The 19,237-nt window shown below is 65.5% G+C and carries 18 protein-coding genes and 2 pseudogenes; 6 read left to right on the top strand and 14 right to left on the bottom strand.

Features of this window, described 5'->3' with window-relative positions; translation table 11 throughout:
* Positions 1 to 95: 95 nt before the first annotated feature.
* Positions 96 to 1,181 (bottom strand): annotated as a pseudogene (locus ABIB26_RS13260) (FAD-dependent oxidoreductase); the annotation flags it as partial.
* Between the two features lie 278 nt (positions 1,182 to 1,459).
* Between ABIB26_RS13260 and ABIB26_RS13265 the strand changes: the two are divergent.
* Together ABIB26_RS13265 and ABIB26_RS13270 are read left to right on the top strand one after the other, a co-directional pair.
* Positions 1,460 to 1,850, top strand: a pseudogene (locus tag ABIB26_RS13265) (heavy metal-responsive transcriptional regulator).
* A gap of 399 nt (positions 1,851 to 2,249) precedes the next feature.
* Positions 2,250 to 2,705 (top strand): heavy metal-responsive transcriptional regulator, encoded by a 456-nt coding sequence (locus ABIB26_RS13270; RefSeq protein ID WP_354243745.1) that lies wholly within the window; start codon positions 2,250 to 2,252, stop codon positions 2,703 to 2,705.
* On the opposite strand, the gene ABIB26_RS13275 is transcribed toward ABIB26_RS13270, so the two are convergent.
* Positions 2,669 to 3,097, bottom strand: coding sequence for a hypothetical protein (locus tag ABIB26_RS13275; RefSeq protein WP_354243748.1), 429 nt, complete (start codon positions 3,095 to 3,097; stop codon positions 2,669 to 2,671). The genes ABIB26_RS13270 and ABIB26_RS13275 overlap by 37 nt on opposite strands.
* Positions 3,098 to 3,143: 46 nt before the next feature.
* Between ABIB26_RS13275 and ABIB26_RS13280 the strand changes: the two genes are divergently transcribed.
* A complete protein-coding gene (locus ABIB26_RS13280; protein WP_354243751.1) occupies positions 3,144 to 3,275 on the top strand; it encodes a hypothetical protein in 132 nt (43 codons plus the stop codon).
* Positions 3,276 to 3,430: 155 nt separating this feature from the next.
* Here ABIB26_RS13280 and ABIB26_RS13285 read toward each other — a convergent pair whose 3' ends face one another.
* Together ABIB26_RS13285 and ABIB26_RS13290 are read right to left on the bottom strand one after the other, a co-directional pair.
* The gene (locus tag ABIB26_RS13285; protein ID WP_354243754.1) at positions 3,431 to 4,165 is read right to left on the bottom strand and encodes a phosphatase PAP2 family protein; all 735 of its coding nucleotides are present in this window, start codon (positions 4,163 to 4,165) and stop codon (positions 3,431 to 3,433) included.
* A gap of 117 nt (positions 4,166 to 4,282) precedes the next feature.
* Positions 4,283 to 4,825, bottom strand: a complete 543-nt coding sequence (locus ABIB26_RS13290; protein ID WP_354243757.1) for a Chromate resistance protein ChrB — start codon at positions 4,823 to 4,825, stop codon at positions 4,283 to 4,285.
* Between the two features lie 262 nt (positions 4,826 to 5,087).
* Here ABIB26_RS13290 and ABIB26_RS13295 point away from each other — a divergent pair, with 262 nt between their 5' ends.
* A complete protein-coding gene (locus ABIB26_RS13295; RefSeq protein ID WP_354243760.1) occupies positions 5,088 to 5,747 on the top strand; it encodes a DedA family protein in 660 nt (219 codons plus the stop codon).
* A gap of 70 nt (positions 5,748 to 5,817) precedes the next feature.
* Complete coding sequence (locus ABIB26_RS13300) at positions 5,818 to 7,035, top strand: MFS transporter (protein ID WP_354243762.1); 1,218 nt, start codon at positions 5,818 to 5,820, stop codon at positions 7,033 to 7,035.
* A 247-nt stretch (positions 7,036 to 7,282) separates the two neighbouring features.
* Here ABIB26_RS13300 and ABIB26_RS13305 read toward each other — a convergent pair whose 3' ends face one another.
* From ABIB26_RS13305 to ABIB26_RS13350, 10 genes are all read right to left on the bottom strand, one after another.
* Positions 7,283 to 8,974, bottom strand: a complete 1,692-nt coding sequence (locus ABIB26_RS13305; protein WP_354243765.1) for an LssY C-terminal domain-containing protein — start codon at positions 8,972 to 8,974, stop codon at positions 7,283 to 7,285.
* Positions 8,975 to 9,440: 466 nt separating this feature from the next.
* Positions 9,441 to 10,628 carry an amidohydrolase gene (locus ABIB26_RS13310; RefSeq protein ID WP_354243767.1) on the bottom strand — a complete coding sequence of 396 codons (1,188 nt, stop codon included), beginning with the start codon at positions 10,626 to 10,628 and terminating at the stop codon, positions 9,441 to 9,443.
* Between the two features lie 6 nt (positions 10,629 to 10,634).
* Positions 10,635 to 10,850, bottom strand: a complete 216-nt coding sequence (locus ABIB26_RS13315; protein ID WP_354243770.1) for a hypothetical protein — start codon at positions 10,848 to 10,850, stop codon at positions 10,635 to 10,637.
* Positions 10,851 to 10,888: 38 nt separating this feature from the next.
* On the bottom strand, positions 10,889 to 12,136 hold the full coding sequence (locus ABIB26_RS13320) for an MFS transporter (protein ID WP_354243773.1): 1,248 nt from the start codon (positions 12,134 to 12,136) through the stop codon (positions 10,889 to 10,891).
* Between the two features lie 111 nt (positions 12,137 to 12,247).
* Entirely contained in the window at positions 12,248 to 12,862 is a 615-nt protein-coding gene (locus ABIB26_RS13325; protein ID WP_354243775.1) for a TetR/AcrR family transcriptional regulator, read from the bottom strand.
* A 189-nt stretch (positions 12,863 to 13,051) separates the two neighbouring features.
* A complete protein-coding gene (locus tag ABIB26_RS13330) occupies positions 13,052 to 13,837 on the bottom strand; it encodes a DeoR/GlpR family DNA-binding transcription regulator (RefSeq protein ID WP_354243777.1) in 786 nt (261 codons plus the stop codon).
* The gene (locus ABIB26_RS13335; protein WP_354243780.1) at positions 13,834 to 14,682 is read right to left on the bottom strand and encodes a class II fructose-bisphosphate aldolase; all 849 of its coding nucleotides are present in this window, start codon (positions 14,680 to 14,682) and stop codon (positions 13,834 to 13,836) included. Before ABIB26_RS13335 ends, ABIB26_RS13330 begins: the two co-directional genes overlap by 4 nt.
* A complete protein-coding gene (locus tag ABIB26_RS13340) occupies positions 14,679 to 15,668 on the bottom strand; it encodes a 1-phosphofructokinase family hexose kinase (protein ID WP_354243782.1) in 990 nt (329 codons plus the stop codon). The genes ABIB26_RS13335 and ABIB26_RS13340 overlap by 4 nt, the downstream gene beginning before the upstream one ends.
* The gene (locus ABIB26_RS13345; protein WP_354243784.1) at positions 15,665 to 16,627 is read right to left on the bottom strand and encodes an ROK family protein; all 963 of its coding nucleotides are present in this window, start codon (positions 16,625 to 16,627) and stop codon (positions 15,665 to 15,667) included. Before ABIB26_RS13345 ends, ABIB26_RS13340 begins: the two co-directional genes overlap by 4 nt.
* A 3-nt stretch (positions 16,628 to 16,630) precedes the next feature.
* A complete protein-coding gene (locus tag ABIB26_RS13350; RefSeq protein ID WP_502913666.1) occupies positions 16,631 to 17,548 on the bottom strand; it encodes an SIS domain-containing protein in 918 nt (305 codons plus the stop codon).
* 421 nt (positions 17,549 to 17,969) lie between these two features.
* Here ABIB26_RS13350 and ABIB26_RS13355 point away from each other — a divergent pair, with 421 nt between their 5' ends.
* Entirely contained in the window at positions 17,970 to 19,214 is a 1,245-nt protein-coding gene (locus ABIB26_RS13355) for an extracellular solute-binding protein (protein ID WP_354243787.1), read from the top strand.
* Positions 19,215 to 19,237 lie beyond the last annotated feature (23 nt).

Raw genomic sequence — 19,237 nt, forward strand, 5'->3', positions numbered from 1 at the left:
CGGCGTCGTCCTTGTACTTCTGGCTATACATCTTACGGTCGGTCATTGTGAAGAAGGGCTCCTAACAAGCTGTCTCACAAAACCATACGGCCGCAGGTGAAGGTGACCCGGGGCAGGTGCCGGTAGTCGACCCCGCGGCCCGCCTGGTTGAAGGCGTTCTCCACCACCAGGGAGCCGTGGGAGGCTGCGACGTAGACGAATTCGCGGTGTCCGGTCACGTCCCCGGCGGCCCAGATCCGTGCGTTGGAGCTGGCCAGCCGGCTGTCGACCAGGATCTCGCCGCCGTCCCCGGTCTTGACGCCGACCGCGGCCAGGTTCAGGCCCTCCGTGACCGGCCGGCGTCCCGTGGCGACCAGCACCCTGGCGGCCCGGAATTCCTCCTGCCCGCCGGAGACGGCCGCGGTCGCAACGATCCCGCCGGTGGCCGGGTCCGTGCGCACCGAGGCCACGGCCGCCCGGCGGACGACACGGATCCCCTCGTCGGCGAAGACACCCATCAGGGCACGCGAGGCCTCCGGTTCCTCCGCCGAGGCCAGGCGGGAGCGGACCAGCATGGTGACCCTGGACCCGAGCCGGGCGAAGAGCTGGGCCTGTTCCAGGGCCACGTACCCGCCGCCGATCACCAGCAGGGAGTCAGGGACCTCCTCGAGTTCCATCGCCGTGGTCGAGGTCAGGTAGCCCGTGTCCTGCAGCCCCTCGATCGGGGGCGCCCACGGGGCCGACCCGGTGGCCACCAGATAGTGCGCGGCCCTCACGGATTCCCGGGCCCCGTCGCCTCCGGTGATTTCCAGGACCGGATCGTCCTGGGTGCCGGCGAACACAGCATTGCCCTGGCGCAGCTCCCAGCCGTAGTCCGCGATCAGGTCCGCGTACTTATCCGAACGCATCGTCTCCACCAGGGAACGCTTCCCGCCGATCAGCCCGGCCATGTCCACTTCCCCGGCGGAGGTGCTGATGCCGGGGAACCGGCCTGACGCGTCCAGGGCAACATGCCTGGCCGCGGCCGCGGCCAGCAGTGCCTTGGAGGGAACACAGCCGGTGTTCACGCACGTCCCGCCCACGGTGGAACGCTCGATCATCAGGACCCGTTTGCCCAGGCTGGTCGCCCGGATCGCGGCCGCGAACGCTCCGCCGCCGGACCCGATGACGGCCAGATCAAACCCAGGTGTTGGTTCCGGCATGAAATCCTCCAAAGTCGTACAGCAACGCCGTCACGCAATACCCGCGACGGTGCCTCGTGCATGGGTGTGCCCCCAGTCTGCACCTTCCACCACGGGGGAAGGTCAAGAGTCCGATGCCCACGGGCGCAGTACCGCGGAGTCCTCACCGGACTCAAGGCCACCCGGAAAGGGTGGGCGTTCCCTGTCCCAAGCCGGCACACACGGTTTCCTGTATCCGTTCTTGACCTTCCACTAAACTGGAAAGTCAAGAGGGAAATCCCCGGGACAAGAGGTGCATGATGCGCATCGGCGAAACCGCCGCAGCCGCCGGCATGACGGCCAAGACCCCTGCGGTTCTACGAGGACCGGGGCCTGCTGCCGGCCGCCGACAGGGCACCGAACGGATACCGCGACTACGCCCAGCAGACGGTCAGCAGGCTGGAATTCATCCGCCGCGGCCGCACCGCGGGGCTGACCCTGGCCCAGATCGGTGACATCCTCTCCGTCCGGGACATCGGCCAGGCCCCCTGCGTACACGTGCGGGATCTGCTGGCCGAACAGCTCCGCGACCTCGACGGCCGGATCGCAGAACTCACCGCGCTGCGTGCAACCGTCGCCGAATTTCATGACGCCGCGGCGGCAGGGGACCCCGCCGCCTGCGACCTTGAACGCATCTGCAGCTACCTCTAAACCCGACCAGATCCCGGCGCCCGTCCTGCACGGCTGAATTTCCGCAGGCCCAAGGAATACATAAGACGCGCAACCGCGGCACACCATCCTCGCCAGATCCGCGCAGACCATCACCGGCACCGCACTCCATCGGTCCACGACGATCCCGGCCACCGGACCGAGCCTGGCGTTCGTCCGCTCAGCTGATCTTCTCCATGCTGTGCCCGCAGCAGCACGTCGGGTTCTTGTCCCCTCCGTGGCCTTCCGCTGCACCCTTCGTCACCGTGATCTCACAGGCGCACGACGCATCCGGACAACGGTAGACCTCACCTAGTTGCAATGCCATTTCCTCCACCTCCTCCTCGTACGTCCCACGCTAAAACCTTGACCCGGGGGTAACGTCAATACAAGGAGGAAATAATGGGAACCCTGCTCACGATCGGCCAGGCCGCCAAAGACACGGGCCTCACGCCCAAAGCGATCCGGCTCTACGAGCGACGCGGGCTGATCCGGACCCCGCCGCGAAGTTCCGGCGGATACCGTCTGTACACCGCGGATGATATCGACACCATGGCGTTCATCCGGCGCGCCCGTTCCCTCGGGCTCGCCCTGGACGATATAGCGGGCATCCTCACCATGCAGGAAGAATCAGGAACGCCGCCCTGCGCAACCGTCCGCGGCATTCTCACACAACGCGTCCAGGACATAGACGACACCATCGCCCACCTGGCAGTTCTGAGATCTGCCCTGGTCGCCACGCGCGACTCCGAGTCCCTGCCCGGCGAAGCGCACGACGGATGCCCCATCGTTAATGCCGGACACCGTCGCATGGAGAGCATTCAGACAGATACCCCTACGAGCCGTCCAAAGCCGTGAAGTGCCCGTGATCGCGCGGCAGCCTGCGCCACCGCGGATCGCAGGCGGGGCCACCCGATCCGGTCACCACGGATCAACCCGCCGATCTGCTCATCAGGCACGGCCGGGTCGGTGATGATGGCCAGAAGGTCATCCAGCAGCGTCTGCCGGTCCTCGCCGGCCCTGCCCCGCGCTGCAAGCGCGTCGCGCATCTTGCGCTCAGCTTTGCTCTCCCGCGCGGAAATGGCCTGGTCAAACAGTTGCACGACCTCGTCGAGCGCTTCGGTAGCCGACTGAGCCAGCACCGTAAGCAGGATCGGGTAGCGGCCCTGCGGATCGCGTCGTTCCAGCGCCTGCGCGGTCAACCGGCGCCCGACCGTGGCCAAGAACCGACGCCGCTCGGTGGGCATCACCGACAAGTCGAGGGTGTCCGCGCCCAGGCCGCGCAGGAACTACAGCTTGGCGACCTCAGCTTTCACCGCGGCCGGGATCGACGAACGCCACATCCACCGGGGTCAAAGTGAAGAACCGGAACAGCTCGTCCCTGCCGATCTCCGGGAACCCCCGAAGCCGATCCAGCTCTTCATCTGAGAACACCTGCGTAGCCAAGAACGACCTCCAACGGGCCCACAAATTCCCAGCTCAGAAGCCTACCCCAGCAATATCCGCCCGATTTTCGGCGAGTACTACGGCGACCCCGAATCGGGAGGCGTTGTCCTGCGCGATTCGAAGGGCCGGGTCTGAAGTCAGTTGTTGGCGGTGCGGCAGGGCTGCGGAAGCGGGGTCAGTTTGCGGATCAGTGATGTGTGGCGGAGCCGGGGCTCGATGAGCCTGTTCCAGAGGGGTAGCCAGAGCAGGATGCCGGCTGTGCTGATCAGCAGTGAGCCCAGCACGTCGGTGGGATAGTGCGCACCGAGATACAGCCGCGAGAGTGCGACAGCAACGGCAAACAGTGCGCCGATGACGGCGGTGATGATGCGCTGCCCGGGGGTTCCGGCCAGGATGAGAATCGCGGCCCACCCCAGGGAGGCGGCGAAGGCGGTGTGGCCGCTGGGGAAGCTGTCGTGTCCGGTTTCCAGGATCAGCGCGTGGGTGATCGAAGAGGAAGGCCGGAGGCGGGCGACCGTGAACTTGCCGATTTCCGAGGAGAGCCATCCCACGCTCGCGGTGGAACCAAATGCCAGGGCCGTGAGAGGTTTGCGGCCTACTACCAACAGCACCAGGGAGGTCAGCAGGAGGATGGCGAGGTTACCGGCAGGAGAGAGCACAACATTTACCGCCAGGGCAAGAGCTGTCAGCACCGGGGCCCGGTCCTGGATCATATTGACATCCCATGCCAGGTCCGGACCCGGGGAACCGTAGACCTTCGCCAGGAAGCCGATGGTCAGGGTGAGGGCGAACAGGATTACCGAAATGGGCACGAACCACCAGGACCGCAGGGGCAGCCCCAAGGGAGGAACGGGAGGGGCGGAGTGCTTCATGACTTTCCTTACAGGACAGTGGGCGGTGGGACATATCCGGACGCTGCTGTCTCACAGCGCCTTGGGAGGGAGGGGTCCCGGGGAGAACCAGCGGTGGGCGGCATGGGTGGGAGTGTTTTATGGAAGGACGGCGTCGTAGACCTGCCGGGCGTATCCATCGAGGATTTCTGCGCACCGGGACAGGCGCTCTTCCGCTGTATCGGCCTGGAGCAGGCGCAGCACATCCCGGGATTTCAGTTCCCTGTACCAGCGGCGCAGCCGTTCCAGGCTTTGTTCTTCTTCTTCGAGTTCTCCGAAGGTGAACTTGGACTTGGCGATCTCGCGGGCTATTTCATCTTCGAACTTGCCGCAATCGGCAATGAGCTCTGCCCATTCCTCGGCCCTCGCGGCCATGAACGCGTCACGGAAAAACGCCGTTCCGGCGTCATCCCGGGGAGCGGCATCGACGATGGCCAGTGTGCCGGAGCCCCGGCGTGCCAGTTCCCCCGCCCGGCCCAGGGCCGCTTCAAAGGCGGGAAGGGCGGGCAGGACCCAGGTTCCCGGGGAAACGGGTACCGCCCCGGCGCGGCGCAGCTCACGCCAGACCGCGACCCGGTGCCGCGACGGCTCGGCCGGGATCTGCACCAGCACCAGCACCCACGAAAACGTCTCATCACTCACAATTAGGAATGTATCATGTGTTACATCCGTGGTGGCGGCGTGGAGCGGCCGCCTTCCGCCAGGAGCGCATGCACCCGGACACCGACCAGCCCGCGCCGGACCGCAAAGGAGACGAAGTGAAACGCAGACCCGCACGTCCTGGCCTGTGGTTCGGGCCGTTCAGGCCCACGTCGCGCTCACGGTTTGGCGCCGTCGCTGGACCTGTCAAGCTGCGGTACCGCGCACCGTCCGAGCTGACGGGAGGGCGCTGATGAGCGGGTTCGTGGACAGCGTTCTGAACGTCAGTCCTGCCCTGGCGTTGACCCTTGTGGGGCTGCTGGTGTTCGCGGAGGATGCCCTCTTCGTGGGGTTCGTGATCCCGGGAGAGACCGCGGCGGTCCTGGGTGGGGTGGTGGCCAGCCGCGGTCACGTGCAGCTGTGGCTGATGATGGCCTTGGTTGTGCTGGCCGCGATCATCGGGGACACGGTCGGTTACGAGATCGGCAAACACTTCGGGCCCCGGGTGCTGAACCTGATGGTGATGGACAGGCGGCGGGCGAAGCTGGAAAAGGCGCAGGACTTCCTGCGCCGGCGTGGAGGCTCGGCCGTGTTCCTGGGCCGGTTCGTTGCGTTCTTCCGGGCGGTCATGCCTGCCCTTGCCGGTACCTCCCGTATGCACTACCCCCGGTTCCTTGCCTTCAACGCCGCCGGCGGCCTGGTTTGGGGTGTGGGTTTTGTCCTGCTGGGCTTTCTGGCCGGCAACTCCTACGAAGTGGTGGCCAAAATCGCCGGCCGGGACATCGCCGTCATTATCGCTCTGGCGGCCGTCGCCGCTCTCGTTATCTGGCGCGTTCGAAAGTCACGCCGGGGACGGCGCCGCACAGGTGGGCCGCCGGCCGGACCGCAGAACCATTCCGTGGACGATGCGCCGGAGGCCCGGTGATGTCCGGTCCCCTAACAACCGGTGGCGGGCCGGCCCCGATCCCGGCCACACAGGCCCGAAGGGTGTGAGCATGTCCGCTGCTTCGCGGACCGGACGCGCTGCGGGCCGGCAGCTTTGGCCGCTGTACGCGGCCGGGTTCACCACGGCCTTCGGCGCCCACGCGGTCGCAGCGAATTTGGGGTCCTTCGCACAGGGGCAGGGCGAGTCGCTGCTGATGCTCGGGCTGCTCCTGGCGGTCTATGACGGGGCGGAGGTTCTGCTCAAACCCGTTTTCGGCATGTTGGCTGACCGGATCGGGGCGCGCCCGGTGCTGCTGGGCGGCCTGGTGGCCTTCGCCCTCTTTTCCGCCTGCTTCGTCTGGGCCGGATCCCCGGCCCTGCTCTGGGCGGCCCGTCTGGGCCAGGGCGCGGCAGCGGCCGCGTTCTCTCCGGCCGCCTCAACGCTGATCTCTCGACTCAACCCTGCCGCACGACAGGGCAGGGCCTTCGGATCCTACGGCTTCTACAAAAGCATCGGGTACACCGCGGGGCCCCTTCTCGGAGGCATCCTGGTGGCTTTCGGAGGGCTGGGACTGCTCTTTACCGTCCTCGCGGGCACCGCGGGCACCGCGGGCACCGCGGCCGCCGTGGCCGGGTGGGCTTTCCTTGCCGTTCCCGCCGTAGCGCCGGTGCCGCGGGTCCGCCAAACAGTGGCCGATCTTGCCCGCCGTCTGAGCGACAGGGCCTTCCTGGTGCCGACCGGTGCCCTGGCAGCGGCAACGGCAGCGTTGTCCGTGGGCGTCGGATTCCTGCCCCTGACCGGAGCTGCGGCAGGGCTGGGGCCGGCAGCAACCGGTGCTGCAGTGTCCGTCCTGGCTGTGTGTGCCGCGATCATCCAGCCCTGGGCCGGCAGGGCTGTGGACGCCGATGTTCTCAGCCACAATCGCGCCCTGTGGCTCGGGCTGGCCCTGACCGCGGCCGGCCTCGCAGCCGCCATGGCGCCCGGACTTGCGGGACTGCTGATAGTCGCGGTGTGCATAGGTGTCGGCACCGGGATCATCACCCCTGTCGCTTTCGCCTCCCTGGCCGCGGTCACAGATCCCGGACGGCTCGGGCAAACCATGGGAACAGCCGAACTGGGCCGGGAACTGGGGGATGCCGGAGGCCCCCTGCTCGTCGGGGCCGTGGCCACCGCCACAACCCTCACTGCCGGGTACGGTGCGCTGGCGCTGATCCTCCTCGCAGTCCCCACCACCACGGCCCTGCGCCAGGTAGTGCGGAACCGTACTGCCGGCCGCCATCTGCCCTGAATGCGCCGCGGGCACCCGAACCCTGTTTGGCCGGGACATTCATGACCCGGCGGCCCCCTACTGCTGGATGCCCGCCCGCACAACCAACCCGGTGTCTGGATGCCCGGCCGCCGGGTTGATTATGCAGCGGTTGCGGGTCCCGCCGAGATGATGACGATCTCGTGTCGGGATCAGCGTCGCGCCAAGGAAGCCTGTCAAGACCCGGGTCCTTCAGGAGGACAGGCTGGGGCGCATGACGGCTTCATCTTCAGTGATTCGGAGTCGTTAGGTTGATTACTGCTGCCTGACCGTCGGTGAAGAATCCGTCCCCGGTGGCGTTGTGCCCGAGTTCGGCGTCGACGACGTGCACGAGCTCGGGGTGTGCCACGTTCAGTGTTTGGAGAATGTAGGTACGTTCGGAGTCGACGTTGGGGTCGATATGGTGGGTCGGCAATCCGGACTTCGTTCCGAGTCCGATGCCTTTGTCGAAGCTGGCGGTGGCAACCCAGACGGGCAGGCCCTCCAGGGTGAAGCTGGTCTTCCAGAGCCGTGTATGGTGGCGCTGCACCAGGGTGTTGGCGTCGGTGGGTTTTTCGAAGGCCACCGTCTCTGGCTCGGAATCCAGGTATGACGGGGTGACCGGGGCGGTGGGGTATTGCTCGTTTCGCAGTGCCACAAGGATGGCCCGCAGCGTGTTCCCCGGCGTGGAGGGATCCGCTTTGAACCATCCGGCCCGGTTGAAGGTTTCCTCTACCTGGCCCTGGGTGCCGAGGTAGATGAAGTTGATGGGCTCCATTCTGGCCCCGGTCAGCGTCTCACTGTAGACGGGCAACTGCTTGACTCCGTCCGCGTTCAGCGCCGGAAGGGCCTGGGTTTGTGTTTGGGGCTGGACCGCTGTCAGGGGTGTGAAGGGCACCCCGAAGGTCCCGGCCAAGAGCACAGCAGCGGCGAATGCGATCAGAAGCGGCCGTGTGAGGGCAGTGTTCACCGTCACCCGCTTCATTAACCGGAAGCGTTCGTTAATCTCGATCGCGGTGATGAGGACGGACAGGATGAACAGACCCAACGCAAAGCTGCCGAACACGTCGCTCGGATAGTGGACGCCAAGGTATACCCGGCTCAGACCAACCAGTAATACGGCTGTTACTGCGGCTAACAGGATCAGCAGCCTTGCGACGTATGACCTGATGACGCGGACCAGCAGGTAGGCCAGCAGACCGAGAATGACGGTTGCCGTCAGCGTGTGTCCGCTGGGGAAACTGAAGCTGTTCTCCGTCATCAGGCCCAGTGACCGGTCCGGGCGGGGGCGTTCGACCAGCTGTTTGGCTGCCGTGGAACCGATGGTCCTGAGAAGGAACGCACCGGCAAACAGAACGGGAAGCCAAAGTTTTCGCGCCCGCCAGGATGCCAGCGTCAGAACAATCACGAACACGGCGAACGAGGCCGAACTGGCAGCGAAGGTCAGGACGCTGAAGAGAGCGTTCTGTGCGGACGTGCGGATGTGCGGGACAAGATTGAGGATCCGCTGGTCCAGCCCCGCAAAGGAGGTCCGGAGCACGACTGCCTGGGTGATGTTTAGGAAAAGCAGCAGGCTGGCGGCTGAGGCCGCGACGCCGGCCGTCAGGACCAGCCCGTAGGGGTGCTGACGGGAGAATCTTTGGCCAGCCCACCGCGTGAGGCGGGGGTAACGCCCTCGCAGACTGACGATGTATGGATTTGCCTGTATGCCCTGCCCGGCGGAGGCCAGGATGGAGAAGACGATCTTCAGCGGCGTATGGAGCGCCATGACGAGGCTGAAGGCGAATGAAATGATCAGCAGCAGCTGCACGAGCAGGGCCGTCCCGAAGACAAACGGGACACCCACGACGTCGAACGTCGTCAGCGCGTAGGCGTTCAGTCCGGTCAGCACGGTGACGACCGCCAGAGCTGCTGCGTAGCGCCTCGTGCGAATTTCAGCCATTCCGGTCTTGTCCTCGTGTTTGCAGAACTGAAATTATTCAGACCCGCTGTAGGATCTGCGTTTCCGTGTAGCTGCCACGCTACACAAGGACCTCACGGCGCGGTTGCGAGCAAACCCGCTGGTGTGGCGTGAACACCGCACCAGGTCATATCGAAGCTGGCCGAAGCGACCCACAAAAGTGACCCGGATAACGAGCGACACTTCGCACCCACCGCCGCCCCGGGGTGAAAGTCATCGGTGTCTGCCCTGGACCTCACCGATGAGAATGTCCTGGCCCTGGCTGGAACGATCGTTGACGCCTTGCGCGAATACTCCAGCTCAGCCTCCTCTGGGCGTCGAGTTCGGCTGAAGGGCAGAACGTCTCGGATTTCTAGTCCCGGCCGATGCCAGGAGGCGGGACGCCCAACCTACTTTTAGCAGGGCACTACAGCTAGCGTCGGATATTTCACTTATTCACAAGCCACCCCTAGTCCGGCTGGTTTGGCGGCAACGAGGGGTCGATAGCGGACTTCCGAGTCGTGGCGATGTACATGTTGGGCAGCGGTTGGTGCGGGGCGGTGGGCGCGTCCGTGCTCAGGGCCAGGGTGGCTCCGGCTGCGACGAATTCGGTCCAGGGATAGGCCCGTTCGACTCGGTGGTCGCCCAGCACGGCCTTCCAGTTGTCCTGGATTGCAGGGTCGGCGTGGACGGGTTGCACGGAGGCCACCACACCGAGGGCGGCGAGCCGCCGCACGTTGGCGTCGGTGACGGTCTCAAGGTGCTCGATGCGGTGCCTGCGGTCCATGGGGCCGTTGATGCGGTGCGCCTCTTCGAGGGCGTCCAGGGCGATGTCCGACGCTTCGTCGCCGATGGCATGCAGGGCAATCTGCATGCCGGCAGCGTCGGCGGCGACCACCACCGGGATCAGGGACTCCCGATCCCAAATGGGTTCACAGCGGCTGCCGTCGGCGTAGGGCTCCTTCATGGCTGCAGTGCAGCTGTCGATGACGCCGTCGATGACGATCTTGATTCCGCAGATCCGCAGCCACTCGCCCGAGAGCTCCGCGGCCAATTCTGCGGCCCGGTGGACCTGGGCGAGGTTGTCCTGGTCGGCCTCGTTTCGGAAGACGAGCCAGTGGCCCTTTACCCGCAGTGGCAGGGAGCCGCCGTGGCGGTGCAGGGCTCGTCGGAAGGTGTCGAGGTCGTCGTCCTGAACGGCCATGTCCACGGCGCTGGTGACACCGGCGGAGAGGTAATGGTCGAAGGCCGCCTCGAGGTGCGAGTCGCGGTCCGCGTCAGTGGCGGCCCGGGCCAGGGCGGGCCAGACGATCTGCTGCGCGGCTGTCTCGTAAAGCATTCCGTCGGCCGCCGCGGTGGCCGGGTCGCGGCCGGTCCGGCCGCCGATGGGGTCTGGCGTGGCATCGTCGATACCCAGTTCCGCCAGTGCTGCGCTGTTGACCCACACTGAGTGCAGGTCGTTCGCGTCGAGGTACACGGGTCGGTCGGCGACGGCCTCGTCAAGGATCTGGCGGGTCGGCGCAGCACCCCCCAAGGCGCTGTAAAGCCAGCCTGCGCCCAGGATCCTGGGCGCCTGTGGGTTCTCCGCGGCCGCCTCACGTAGCCGTTGCTGAATGTGGGCAAGGTCCGAGGCGTCGCGCAGGGCCACCTTTTGCACGGCCTGTCACATCATCAGCAGGTGAGTGTGGGCGTCGACGAACCCGGGCAGGACGAAGCCACCGGCCAAGTCGACCTCCGCGGCGTCGGGCCCTGCGGTCCGGCGCGCGTCGGCCTCGGTCCCGACGTAGCTGAACCGGGACTCCTCGACAATAAAGGCTTCGGCGCCGGTGCCGTCGGCGGTAAAGATCGTTGCATTGGTGTAGAGAGTGCGGTTGGTCACGGGAACGCTTTCGGATGGTGGGAAAGTGGCGGGGAGCATCAGACGATCGCTGCCTGGGGGAACTCGGGCTCCGGCGCAGATCGGCCGGCCGGGGTGGTCTCGGCCCGGACGGAGGTGCGGGAGATGACGAGGAAGGGAACCAGCAGGGCAAAGGTCATCCCGGCAAGGACCATGCCCATCCCGGCATAGCCGATCGCGGCCGAGAGGGAAGTGCCGAAGACGGGGGCGAAGGAGGAGCCGATGAGGTATACGCCCAGCAGCGGTGCCGACCACCGTCCCGAAGCATCCAGCGCGACGGCGACAGCGAGCACGTACACGAAGGCGGCCGCATAGAGCGTATTCCAGGCGATGATGACCATCAGATACCAGCCCGGGTCGGTCACCGTCCCGGCGAGAAGTTTGAGCAGGCCACCGGCCACCAGGGCGACCGCCAGCGGGATGGTGCGTCCCAGGCGCCGCCCGAACACGCCGACTAATGCTGTGGCAACCAGTCCGCCCAATGCGGACAGGCTCAATGCCAAGCCCATACCGGTCTCGTCGAGGCTGGCCTGGTCTGCCCCCATAGTGGCTGCCACGGCCCACAGCGAGTCCTCGCTGAGCGCCCACAAGGCGAAGCATGCCAACAGCCCGACCCCCGCAAATGTCGTAGTGCGGGAGGACCTAATGGTTGTTGCGGGCGAGGAGGATCCTGAGGTGGATGTGGGGGCGGGTCGGTCCGGCAGCCATGCCGTGGTCAGCAGGGCAGCGGCAGCGAGACCGGCAAGCAGTCCGAAGGCACTGCCCATTCCGGCCCCCAGAGCAGGGATCGCGAACAGGACGACCGACACGATGGCCCGGTTAGTGAAACCGTTGATGCCCGAAGCGCGGTCAGGGTTGCGCAGGGCGCCCAACGCAGCACCGCCGGCGGAGACGGCTCCGCCGGCGCCCATTCCGCCGATGACGATGCCGGCGATAACTACGGGTACTGACGGAACAAATGCGGCGGCACCGAAGCCCAAAGCTGTCAAGGCCAGGCCCACGCGGGCAACTACATACCGGCCTCCACCGGCTGAGGACCATCGGGAGGTCAACAGACACGACGCGGCGCAGGCCAGCAGGGACGCTGTGATCAGGACACCCGCGTCAGTGACGGAGAACCCGAGCTCGCCGGTCAGGGCCACGATCATGACCGGTACCAGGTTGGCGGTCATGAACCCCACGACGCTGATCCCGAAGACGGAGACGGCGCGCCTGGCCGTCAGCGGGACGCGGCCGGAGCCCTCTGGCTCCACGCTGTTGTTGGACATGGTCTTCCTTCGAGGGATGGACTGGATGTGAATGCCGTCACTAAATGAAAGGCATTCATTTAGTGTGGAGCATCTTCCGCCTCACCGCAAGAGGTTACTGAAAGGCTTTCATTAAATCTTCTGGAGCGCCTTGGCCCGCACCCCGGCGACGAGCAGCTCGAGGCCGAAAACGAAGGCCGCCTCTGCCCGCTCCTCAACGGAGCCGGAATTTGCGACCGCACGATGCAGCGCCGGGAACTGCCCCTCGGGCGGGGACCAGACGACCTCCGGGGCAGTCAGGTCAAGGGCCGCACCCAACGCAAGGTAATCAATCGTGGCAATCGCCGCGCCGATCTGGCCCTGCCCCAGGCCTGCCCCCTCGAGCGTGACGGCAATATCCTCGTAGAAGCTCACGACGCCGGGATCCTGGACCGTTTGCGTGATCAGCAGAGGGACGAGACGCGGGTGGGCCGCGAATCTGTCACGGTAGGCGCGCACGAGGGCACGCAGGGCATCCTCCCAGGGGAGACTTTCGATCCGGGGCGGAATCTGTGAGGCGAATAGCCGCCCCCGCATCAACTCGATGATGTGCTCACGATTTTCGATGTGGTTATACAAGGCGGACTGGCTTACGCCGAGCCGGCGCGCCACCTTCGGGAAGCTGAAGTCCCCCGCCTCATCAACGAGCACCAACGCCGCCGTGACGATCGCATCGACGGACAACAGCGGAGAGCGGGGACGAGGCATCAGAGACTCCTTGGCTAGCGTAACTCCTCTGAATGTACACTCAGATCCATGGCGGTAAGGGCGGATGAGCCAATGCCATGGACGCCTGTCACCGCTGAGGTCTGAGGACGGCAAATGATCTAGCCACGGTGACACCGCCAGACCTTCGCGAAACCTGGGGTCTGTCGTTGTCAGTGGGTCCGGGGTTTGTCAGCGGGCGATGATGACTTTGACGCCGCTGGCTTCAAAGGCGGCCTTGTCGGCGGGGGTGATGCCGGCATCGGTGATGAGGTTGCGGAAAACGAATCCGCTCATGGTGGCGAAGGATCTTTGGCCGATCTTGGACGAGTCCGCGACCATGTATGCCTCGGACGCGCGCCGGGCCATGAGCGAGTTGACGGTGGCTTCGCCTTCGTCGTTCACCGTGGGTCCCAGTATGGGGTCCGCGCCGTTGACGCCGATGAAGGCGAGGTCCAGGGCCACTTTCTGAAGGGTCGCGTCGGCGAAGGGGCCCACCAGTTCGTACGAGCGGGCGTTGACGATTCCGCCGGTCACCATGATTTTGATGTTGGGGCGCACGGCGAGCTGGGCTGCGATGTTAATCGCGTTGGTCACGACCGTCAGTGCCGGCCGGTTCGATGGAACATTCAGGTCCGCTCTGGTGGACAGCACCTGGGCGATGGCGGTGTTGGTGGTGCCGCCGGAGAGGCCGACCACGGCGCCGTAGGGGATGAGGCTGCTGGCGGCTTGGGCTATGAGCTGTTTTTGCTGTGAATTGTCATCGCGGTTGTAGCGGCCGGGCAGATCGTAGGCGACGGAGCCCTTGACCGCTCCGCCTCTTGTACGGGACAGCAGTCTCTGGGATGCCAGGCCGTCAAGATCACGCCGGGCCGTGGCCGGCGACACGGCCAGCTTTTCAACGATTTCGTCCACTTCAACCTGTCCGCTTTCGGCAAGCAGGTTCAGGATCGCGTTAAGCCGCTCGGTCCGGTTCATGAGTCTGGCTCCAGAGTGGTGAAGAGGGTCAGCAGTCTGGCCGCCTCGGGCACGAGCGCGTCCCTGCCTGCCCGGAAGTATCTGCGTGAGTCGACCAGGGCCGGGTCGGTGTCGAGGCAGGTGCGGACGGCCCGGGTGAAGAACCCGTTCAGGTGGGTGGAGACGTTGATCTTGGTCATTCCGGCGGAAATCGCGGCGACGATGTCTTTGTCGGCAACGCCGGAGGATCCGTGCAGCACGAGGGGAACATCGAGTGTCTGGTGAAGGCGGGCGATCAGTTCCAGATCGAGCGCGGCGCTGCGTTCGGTCATCGCGTGGGAGGAGCCGACGGCGACGGCGAGGGCGTCGACTCCGGTTGCGGCCACGAAATCGGCTGCTTCCGTCGGGTCTGTGCGCACGCCGGGTGTGTGGGGTCCGTCCTTGCCTCCCACCTTGCCCAGTTCCGCTTCCACGTATACGCCCATGGCATGAGCATATTCGGTGACCCGCGCTGTGGCCGCGATGTTGTCCCCGTAATCGAGGTGGGCTCCGTCATACATGACGGAGCCGAAGCCCAGATCCACGGCCTGCATCGCCAGTTGCTCATTTTCTGCATGGTCGAGGTGAAGGGCGACCGGCACGCTCGCCGTTCGTGCCAGGGCCAGCGACGCCAGGGCCAGCGGTTCGAGTCCGCCGTGGTATTTGGCGCAGTTTTCGGAGATCTGCAGGATGAGCGGCAGGCGGGCCCTCTCTGCGCCCGCGATCAGGCCTTCAACTGTCTCCAGATGGATGACGTTGAAGGCGCCCTGCCCGACGCCGCGGGCAACCGCGTTGCCCATGAGTTCTGCTGTGGGTGCAAGGGTCATGGCGTGTTCTCCTCCTGGGTGACGATCAGGTCCTGTGCCAGTTCGGCGTGGCGCGGTGAAATTTCGCCGGCGGCCGGCATGAGCACGGCGGCCGCGGACCAAACGGTGGCCGCGCGCAGGATTTTCTCCGGATCTCTCTCGCCCGAGGCAAGGGCAACAGCGGCAGCGGCTACGGCAGCATCGCCGGCACCTGTGGGGTTGCCGGTCAGGGGCCGGGGCAGCCGCGCTTTCCAATGGCTGCATGGGGTTTGGGCCGTGAAGGCGTACATGCCGTCGGCGCCGGCGCTGACGAGAACCATCCGGGCGCCCAGGTCCAGGAGGTGGCGCGCTGCCCGGGGAAGGTCGCTCTGGCCCGTGGCGTCCATCAGTTCCTCGTGGTTCGGCTTGAGGAGGTCCGCTCCTGCCCGTGCCGCGTCCAGCATTCCCCGGCCGGAGGTGTCGATGACCACAGGCAGGTCATGCCTGTGCGCGAGTCTGACCAGTTCCGGATAGAAATCATCGGGGGCGTGTGCGGGGAGGCTGCCGGATCCGACGAGAACCCCGCAGCGCGGTGAGCCGCCGTCCGGGCTCCGGTCCAGGGCCTGTGCGACGGCGGCGGTCAGCGCCTGCCACTCGGAAGCCTCCAATGGGTGTCCGTGTTCGTTGAATATGCTGGTCAGATCCCGGGCGGTGTCGACGAAAGCGAGGCTTCGACGGGTAGTTGCGGTAACCGGGATGAGCCTGTGGGGCATGCCGCTGGCCTCCACCTCGGTGCGGAACACGGTTGCGGTGGTGCCTCCCACCGGTGCCACAGCGAGGACGGGGTGGCCCATTTGGTGGGCAACGCGTGCGACGTTAAGTCCTTTGCCTCCGGCCCGCTCCAGTGGTGGGGAAACGCGGTGCGTCCGGCCCGGGTGGATGCCATTGACGTGGTAGGTCATGTCCACTGCGGGGTTGGGTGTGACCGTGACGATGAGGCGCTTTGGGGCTGTTGACGGGGAGTTCATTGGGCCTCGATGTCGGATTCGATGGTGTCCAGGAGTTCACGGGCTTTGAGTGCGGAGCCGATCAGTCCGGCGTTTTGGCCCAGCGTCGCGGGAGCGATCAGGGGGCGCCGGTGGATGGTCAGCAGTTCCTCCACGCGGGTCCGCAGGGGACCGAGCAGCGCCTCGCCGGCTTGGGAGAGACCGCCGCCGATGACGATCGTCTGGGACCCCAGGATCGAAACACAGTGGACGATGCTGAACGCAAGCGCGTCGATGGCCTCGTTCCAGACCCGGCCTGCGTCCGGATCTCCGGCTGAGGCGAGGGCCAGAACCTGCTGGGCGCCGGCCACGCTGCGACCGGTGGCGGCGGTGTAACGGGCAGCAACGGCTCCGGCCGAGCCGACGGCTTCGAGAATGGTCGTTGAGCCTGGCCGGTCGGGATCCGGTACCGGGGCGTGACCGAGTTCGCCAGCGTATCCGCCGCCGGTCAGGCGCCTGCCGTCGCTGAATACTGCCCCGGCGATGCCGGTTCCGATCACCAAGACGACCGCGTCGGCCGTGCCCCGTGCTGCCCCGAACCGGAACTCGGCTTCCCCCGCTGCCCCGACGTCATGCCCGAAGGCAACAGGGAGTCCGAGTGCGGCCTGTGCCCGTGCAGCGAAGGGGAAGTCTTTCCACCCCAGGTTCGCGGAGAGGATGCCTGTGCCCGTGACTTCATCGACCAAGCCGGGGACGATGAGTCCGGCAGCGTTAAAGGGATGGTCCGCATACCGGTACCGGAAGTCCGCCGCGAGTTCAGTGATCTTTTGAATCACGGCTTCTCCCGTGCCTTCCGGGTGCTTGGGGGTGGCCAGCCGCTGCAGGCCGATGATGCGCCCGGAGGGAAGGACGATGCCTGCCTTCATATCAGTTCCGCCGACATCGAAGGCCAGCACTGCCGGCTGGCTTTCGGCGCCGAAACGTCCGCCGTCATGATTCATTGGTTACGCGTCCAGGATGACGGATCGGCTCAGGTTCCGCGGCTGATCGGGATCCAGGCCGCGGGCGCGGGCACGTTCCAGGGCAACTTTCTGGGCCCGCACAAGCTCGGCAAGCGGTGCCGTGTCGCGGTGGATGTACAACCCCCCGGTGCCTGCCATGTCCGAGGCCAATCCTTGCGGCTCCTCTCCGAAGAGCCAGGTGACGCGGTTGGGGGCGGCGATGGAGATAGGCCCGTGCCGGTATTCCATCGCGGGGTAGGACTCGGTCCAGGACTGGGAGGCTTCGCGCATCTTCAGGGCTGCCTCGTGGGCCAGACCGACGGTCCAGCCGCGGCCCAGGAAGGTGAACTGTTCAGCGTCGATAAGCTCCGGGGCTACCGGTTCCAGCACGGCAGCAGCTGCATCGGTGATGGCCGAATCCACCGGGAAGCCCAGCGCGGTCTGCAGGTAAACCAGCGCTGTGGTGGCGAACCGGGTCTGCACGACAGACTTTTCATCCGCGTACGGCAGGCCGACAACGGAGCCGGCGACTCCCGTGATGGGCGAGCCGGTGTCACCGACGAGGGCCACGGTCGGGACTGTACCCTGCAGGCGGTCCAGGACTTCAAGGACCTCTGTCGTCGTCCCGGAGCGCGTGATCGCAACGACCGCGTCATAGCCGCGGTTGACAAAGGCCTCGGACGCCGCGAAGGCGTCCGTCACCCCACGGCCTCCCGATTCCCTCAGGGCCGCATAGGACTGGGCCATGAACCAGGACGTGCCGCAACCGATGACGGCGATCTTCTGCCCGTCGGCGGGCACCAGGTTCCGGGCTTCGGAACGGGCCTGCTCGGAAGCCCGCGCCCAGACCTCGGGCTGGGAAGACAGTTCGGCTTCCATGTGGGCACCAAGCAGGGAACGGACGATATGCGGCTCGGTCATGAGGACAGGCTCCTTCTGGAGAGGGATCAGATACAGGTCATCGGGGAACATGAACGCATGCAGCAGTCGGCGCCGTTCAAACTCACCCAACAGGATGATTATTGCTGATTGTATTGACCATGTAAACATCACTAACAAGCTAATGACGTCTTTGGATCCTGGCCGCGTAAAAAATGACCCGAAATTGCCCGTTCCTTGGGTGGGGGACGGCGTCGGCGGTCACCCGAGGAGAAGGGTTCCGCCGTAAAAAGGGTTGACCTGAGAGCTGGATCACGAGACAATCAACGGGAAGCATGATTGCAAATGATTGTAATCTTTGCGCTCACATCACATATCGTCACTCTACTTCTTCTTGCGTAGGCTTTCCTGCTTCAGGCCCGCGGCGGAGGCGGGTGACGTCCGTTGAAAGTAAAGGAAGACCATGAAGAAGTCCTTGCGCACCGGCGCACTCGCCTCAATCGCGGCGGCCAGCATGCTGCTCTCCGCCTGCGGGTTCGGCGGATCCGGCGGCGGCAACGCCGGCGCCGCCGAAAACACCATCAACCTTTTGGTCCCGAGCTATTCCGACGGCACCAAGGGCCGCTGGGAAGGCATCATCAAGGACTTCGAAGCCAACAACCCGACCATCAAGGTGAACCTTGAAGTCCAGTCCTGGGACAACATCAACGATGTCGTGAGAACCAAGATCCAGGGAAAACAGGCCCCGGATATCCTTAACATCGATGCTTTCGCCGGCTTCGCCAAGGACCAGCTGCTGTACCCGGCGAAGGACGTTCTCTCGGAGTCCACGGCGAAGGACTTCCAGGACACATTCGTGAAAAACGCCTCCGTAGCCGGTACCCAGTACGGCATGCCACTGATCGCTTCCGCGCGCGCTCTCTTTTACAACAAGGACCTCTTCGCCAAAGCCGGAATCTCCGCGCCGCCGAAGACCTGGGATGAGCTGGAAGCGGCTGCGCAGAAGATCACCGCGGCCGGCACCCCCGGGTACGGGCTCCCGCTCGGTTCCGAGGAGGCCCAGGGCGAAACCGGCATCTGGTTCTATGGTGCCGGCGGCGGCTACGGCGACGCCGAGAAGGTCACCGTGGACACTCCGCAGAACCTGGAAGGCGCCAATTTCATGAAGAAGCTGGTCGATGAGAAGGTCACGCAGGCCAACGCCGGCGCCACCAACCGCACCCCGCTGATCAACGTCTTCATCCAGGGCCAGCTGGGCATGATCGAGGCCCTGCCACCGACGGTGGGCCAGATCAAGGAAAAGAACCCGGCGCTGAAATACGGTGTGGCCCCCATCCCCACCAAAGACGGATCGCCTTTCACCCTCGGCGTCGCTGACCATCTGATGGCCTTCAAGAACGACGGCAAAAAGCAAGACGCGATCAGGAAGTTCCTGGACAATTTCTACTCGACCGACGTTTACACCAAGTGGGTCTCAGCGGAAGGCTTCCTGCCCACCACCAAGTCAGGCGCCGAAAAACTCTCATCCAACCCTGATACGAAGCCCTTCCTTGACCTTCTGCCCAACGCCAGGTTCTACCCGTCCACTAATAAGGCCTGGACCGCAACGCAGGGCGCCGTGAAGTCGCTGATAGGTCAGATCGCCCAGGGAACAGACCCGGCATCAGTGCTGAAGGACATCCAGGCCAAGGCCGACGCCGCTTCCTAGGCCCCCGGGGGTGGCCGGTGATT

It is taken from the genome of Arthrobacter sp. UYEF20 (assembly GCF_040546335.1).
Lineage (GTDB): Bacteria > Actinomycetota > Actinomycetes > Actinomycetales > Micrococcaceae > Arthrobacter.